The sequence below is a fragment of the Streptococcus sobrinus DSM 20742 = ATCC 33478 genome (genome assembly GCF_000686605.1).
Lineage (GTDB): Bacteria > Bacillota > Bacilli > Lactobacillales > Streptococcaceae > Streptococcus > Streptococcus sobrinus.
This window is the reverse complement of sequence record NZ_JMLC01000045.1, coordinates 1-4566: the sequence shown is the minus strand read 5'-3', so window position 1 is coordinate 4566 and position 4566 is coordinate 1. Positions and strand designations below refer to the sequence as shown.

Here is a 4566-nt window from a genome sequence, read left to right as displayed (position 1 = left end):
AGCCATCGAACAACTTTGTAAGCTATTTCCAAAAGAGGCTCTTAAAACCTTCACTTCAGACAGGGGAAAAGAGTTTGCCTGCTATCCTCTGGTAGAGAATTTAGGAATTTCCTTTTTCTTTGCGGACGCCTATTCATCCTGGCAGAGAGGAAGCAATGAAAACGCAAATGGCTTACTAAGAGAATATTTCCCAAAGAAAACAGATTTAGCCGCTATCTCTGATGAGGTTTTGAATAAGGCTTTATATGATATCATTCACCGACCACGAAAATGTTTAGCTTACAGAACTGCTAGTGAAGCTCTAGAGGATGAGTTCAAGTAAATGTTGCACTTATTCTTGCAATTTATCATATATTTAAGCTCACTTAATTAAGTCATTCTAATCAATTAAACAAAATAATTGGAGCGACTTAATTTTATTTTGCTATAATGTCAGTAAGAAAGTGAGAGCTCTATGACGCCTAATCGAGAAGACTACTTAAAATGTATCTATGAACTTAGTCAAGGTCAGCGTAAAATGACCAATAAGGAAATTGCCCAGGAGATGCGGGTTTCAGCTCCTGCCGTCTCAGAAATGATCAAAAAAATGATTAGCGAAGGGCTAATCACAAAGGATAAGGTCCTGGGTTACGACTTGACTCAAAAAGGACTACTCCTGGTGTCCGACCTCTACCGCAAACACCGCCTGATTGAGTCCTTCCTAGTCAGAGACCTGCATTATACGGCAGACGAGATTCACCAAGAGGCAGAAGTCTTGGAGCATACGGTCTCTACAACCTTTATTGACCGCCTGGAGGAAAATCTTGACTTTCCAGAATTTTGCCCCCACGGCGGCAGCATCCCTAAGAAAGATATGGTTTTGCTTGAACGCTACCAGACCTCGCTAGCCCAAATTGAAAAAACTGGTGCCTATCTGGTCGGTCGAGTTCACGATGACTTTCAGCTTCTAAACTATTTGGATAAGCACCAGCTCCACATCAATCAAATTATTGAAGTGACTGCTATTGATAGCTATGCCCAAACCTACACCATTCATTACAAGCAAAAAGATTTGACTGTTCCCCAAGCCATCGCCCAAGAAATCTATGTGGAAAGACAATAGGAAAGATCAACATTATGACTGCCAAAAAGACCATGCTCCAAAGCGGAACATGGTCTTTTTAGTCTCTCAAATTATCAGTCTTGTTCCTTAAAACTCAGCTTCTCCTCATCAAATGCCAGCTGCAGGCTGTAAGTCTCGGACTCTTCTTCCTTGATATAGCCTAAGAGTACCAAGACTTCAACAAAAATATCTGACCGTCTCTGCTTAACAAGGTCCCTCTTAGCAAACTTTAGCAGAAAACTAGTCATATATTTGAGAGCATAGTCAGGATTGACGTCCCCCAGTATGTTGTAAATCTGCCCTTGCTTCTGTGTTAGGGAAGCCCCCGTTCTCATCTTGTAAAAATAATTGGACAAAGTCGGAGCATTTCTTTCAAAGTCAGTCCGCTCAATCAGAACTGCCTCATTGGTCTTATTGGTTAGCCTCGTTTCAAATACCAATGCTTGAAGGTCTTGATAAACAGGACTTTCTGTATCCAGAATAAGCTGCTGATCCAAGGTTACTCCCTCCACATCTTCTAGGAGAGACAGGGTCAGGTAGTAACGCTTATTCTGCCGCAGAATATAACCAGCCTGGATATAATCTTCCAAAGACCGCTCCAGACAAGAAACTCGAAGAAAATCTCGTTTAAGCTGCCTCAAGCTGACATCTTCATTTTCAGATAGATAATTGATGAGGTCTTGAAAGAAAGGTTGACGGGTTAATTTATCAGGATTTAAAACAAGTAGCAAGATGATTCTCCTAGAGTCAAAAATAATATGTGCTAATTAGCCGGCTGGAAGAGGGGTGAAATCTTTTGGACTACCAAAATTAGCAGTCAGTTGTCCCTCCTGTAAGATGTGCCCCTCCATAGCCTTTAACAATTGTCGCTTCCTGGTCCATTGTCCTAGAGCTAGGGGCCTATCTAAGGCATAAATAGTGAAGCGGTAGGTATGAGTCTGACCCAAAGGCGGTTTGGGACCAGCATAGCGATGCCATCCGTAGGCAATCCCCTGCCTAGCTCCCTCAGGTTCCTTAACCACAAAGCCAGGAGCAAGGTGAGCAGGGATACGACTTAAAGCAGGCAGATTCCAAATGAGCCAGTGGGTAAAGTCTTTCTTTAAAGGATGGTCCAAGTCCTCCAAAATAATCGCAAGAGTCTCGGCCTTCGACGATAGATTTTTCAATAAAAATTCTGGGGAAACATTATCCCCAACTCCCGTATGCTCCAAGGGAAAGTCGCCCCTATCCAAAATTCTTGGACAAGTCACTATCAATTTTTCCATGCTAGGACCACCTTTAACTAGTCTAGGTATAAGATTATTATATCATTTTTAGTCCAATCTCAAGATGTAGAGAAGCAGCAAATCTACTAGGGAAACTAAGGAAAAGACCAGACCCACTAGGCTACCGTAAAGCCAGAAAAAACTCAGGCTAGCAAAGCTAAGGATGAATAGTTCTAAGATAATCTTCGCCGGATTGCTTAACCGGTGGCTAGCTTTTGGTGCCCCATAGCGAGACCAGAGAATGATTGTTAGCACAGCAAAAGTGGTAAAACTAACCTTAGTCAAAATATCCCTATGAGTAAAGAGACTGCCTAGAAGGCCAAAAAGTGCTGTGGTTTCCAAAGAAATCGAAGACTAGTAACGAAATTTGACAAGACTCTCATTTTAAACTAGTTCAATCCCCTAATAATGCTGTAATTGAGATAGTCTGTCACAATTGCTTTTAGTCGGTCATTATAACTTTCTCCATCTATGGCATAATTGGCAATCATCCCTTGCATAAAGAGATAAAGGCCACGGGCAACATTCAACTTTTGCAAGTCTGTCAAGCTTTCAGGAAGCAGACTATTAAGGTTTTCTTCCAAAAGACGAAAACACTTTATTCTCAAGCTATTAACAGGGTTATCAAATTCTTCTAGTTCCACTCGCTCACCATCAACTAAAAACATTAGTCTATTGGTATTTTGATGGGTAAAGCCAAAATCAAGATAGGCATGAGCCATTTGTAGAAGCTTTTCCTGAGGAGCTTGAGCTTCTGTCACAATCTCCTTCAAAGTCTGATAAAGCTCTTCTAATGGGGCCTTGGTTACCTCATAGAGAATCTCATCCTTGTTTTTAAAGTAAAGGTAAATAGCCGTATGGGAGCAGCCAGCTTGCTTAGCAATTTCCCGAACACCGATACTGGAATAAGGCTTTTCTTGAAAAAGAAGTTTAGCCGCTTCAATGATTCTTTGCCTTGTATTATTTGCCATTTTTACTTTCTCGCTTTCCATACCAGGCCGATTTTTTCATCTCTGCTAAAGCATTTTGAATTTCCCCACCGTGACACACGCTCAATAAGGCTTGGGGATAGGTCTGCAAAAGATGATGGGCAGTCGCTAAAGCCTCTGGCATATCAGCCGTAAAGGCCTTCATTGGCGGACGTAAGGTTCCTCTCCTGTTGGTTGTCAGTAAATCGCCTGCTATTAAAACTTGGTCTCCCTCATGATAATAGCAAGTATGACCAGGTGAGTGTCCTGGGGTCCAAAGTGGGGTCAAGCCAGCTTTTGCCAAACTCACCTTTGCTTCTTCGCTACTGAGGCTCCTCAAAAGACTAGCATCAAAATTGACCTGTTCCAAGTTTTTTCGCCTTGGGTAAGGTTTCTCCCCCAATAAGTAAGGAAATTCTCGATGATTTATAAAAATCGGGAGACTAGGATTTCTCTTCAATAAATTACTTACTCCACCCACATGATCCGAATGACCATGCGTTAGGAAAAGAGCTTCAATATTTATCTTTGGGAAATACTTTCTTAAAGAGTAATCAATCATCTCCCCACTGCCTAGCTTACCAATACCTGTGTCTATCATGAAAAAGTGGCCGTTTTTTTCCACCAACCAGATGCTAACAATAAATAGGCCAATATCAAATTCTACCTTGGTGATGTGCTTGCTAATCGCTTTTTTCTTGGAAATCAGCCCATAAATCCAATCAGTCATTTAATAAAACTCCTTTATTATCAACAGCTAACCACTGGTTAGTTGTCTTTTAGAATAGTATATCACGCCTGAAGCAATTGTCAAAATAAAAAGAGCCTGGGACAAAACTATCCCTCAGCCAACGAAAAAGCAACGGTTTTGATGCCGTTGCTTTTTGCTTGACATAGGTAGTCTTGATAAAATATAGTTGACAAAAAAATAATAGAAAGGCTACCTCATGTACAGTCACTATAACACAAATCAAACGACTCTGCCACTAGAATTAAGCGCATTCTTACCCCACAACCATCTCGTTTTTACGATTGAAAAGGTGGTCAATAAACTAGATGATAATGCCTTTCTAAACTTTTATCATGAGGTTGGGCGGCCTTCTTACCATCCCCAATTACTCCTAGCAGCCCTTTTATTTGCTTATTCTCAAGGGATCTTTTCCGGACGAAAGATAGAAAAAATGATGGTGGAAAATCTTGCCCTGCAATACTTAACAGGTCAGCTGGTGAT

General features: G+C 41.2%; 7 protein-coding genes and 1 pseudogene. 3 read left to right on the top strand and 5 right to left on the bottom strand.

The genetic code is table 11. The features are described from left to right. Positions 1-322, top strand: a 322-nt coding sequence (locus tag BS63_RS0110165) for an IS30 family transposase (RefSeq protein ID WP_028798576.1), incomplete at its 5' end; no start/stop codon positions are given. A gap of 132 nt (positions 323-454) precedes the next feature. Further along, complete coding sequence (locus tag BS63_RS0110160; RefSeq protein ID WP_002960182.1) at positions 455-1102, top strand: metal-dependent transcriptional regulator; 648 nt, start codon at positions 455-457, stop codon at positions 1100-1102. 74 nt (positions 1103-1176) lie between these two features. Here the strand turns inward: BS63_RS0110160 and BS63_RS0110155 are convergent, their stop codons facing one another. The 5 genes and pseudogenes from BS63_RS0110155 to BS63_RS0110135 all read right to left on the bottom strand — a co-directional run bounded on the left by BS63_RS0110155 (position 1177) and on the right by BS63_RS0110135 (position 4065). Next, on the bottom strand, positions 1177-1833 hold the full coding sequence (locus tag BS63_RS0110155) for a DUF1803 domain-containing protein (RefSeq protein WP_002960184.1): 657 nt from the start codon (positions 1831-1833) through the stop codon (positions 1177-1179). A 36-nt stretch (positions 1834-1869) separates the two neighbouring features. Then, positions 1870-2367: a YbhB/YbcL family Raf kinase inhibitor-like protein gene (locus BS63_RS0110150; protein ID WP_002960186.1), complete on the bottom strand. Its 498-nt coding sequence runs from the start codon at positions 2365-2367 to the stop codon at positions 1870-1872. 48 nt (positions 2368-2415) lie between these two features. Further along, positions 2416-2750: pseudogene (locus BS63_RS0110145) on the bottom strand (DUF2568 domain-containing protein). Between the two features lie 6 nt (positions 2751-2756). Next, the gene (locus BS63_RS0110140; RefSeq protein ID WP_002960191.1) at positions 2757-3338 is read right to left on the bottom strand and encodes a TetR/AcrR family transcriptional regulator; all 582 of its coding nucleotides are present in this window, start codon (positions 3336-3338) and stop codon (positions 2757-2759) included. After that, complete coding sequence (locus tag BS63_RS0110135) at positions 3328-4065, bottom strand: MBL fold metallo-hydrolase (RefSeq protein ID WP_002960193.1); 738 nt, start codon at positions 4063-4065, stop codon at positions 3328-3330. The genes BS63_RS0110140 and BS63_RS0110135 overlap by 11 nt, the downstream gene beginning before the upstream one ends. A 217-nt stretch (positions 4066-4282) precedes the next feature. Between BS63_RS0110135 and BS63_RS0110130 the strand changes: the two genes are divergently transcribed. Then, the coding region (locus BS63_RS0110130; RefSeq protein WP_028798567.1) for a transposase at positions 4283-4566 on the top strand (284 nt) is incomplete at its 3' end.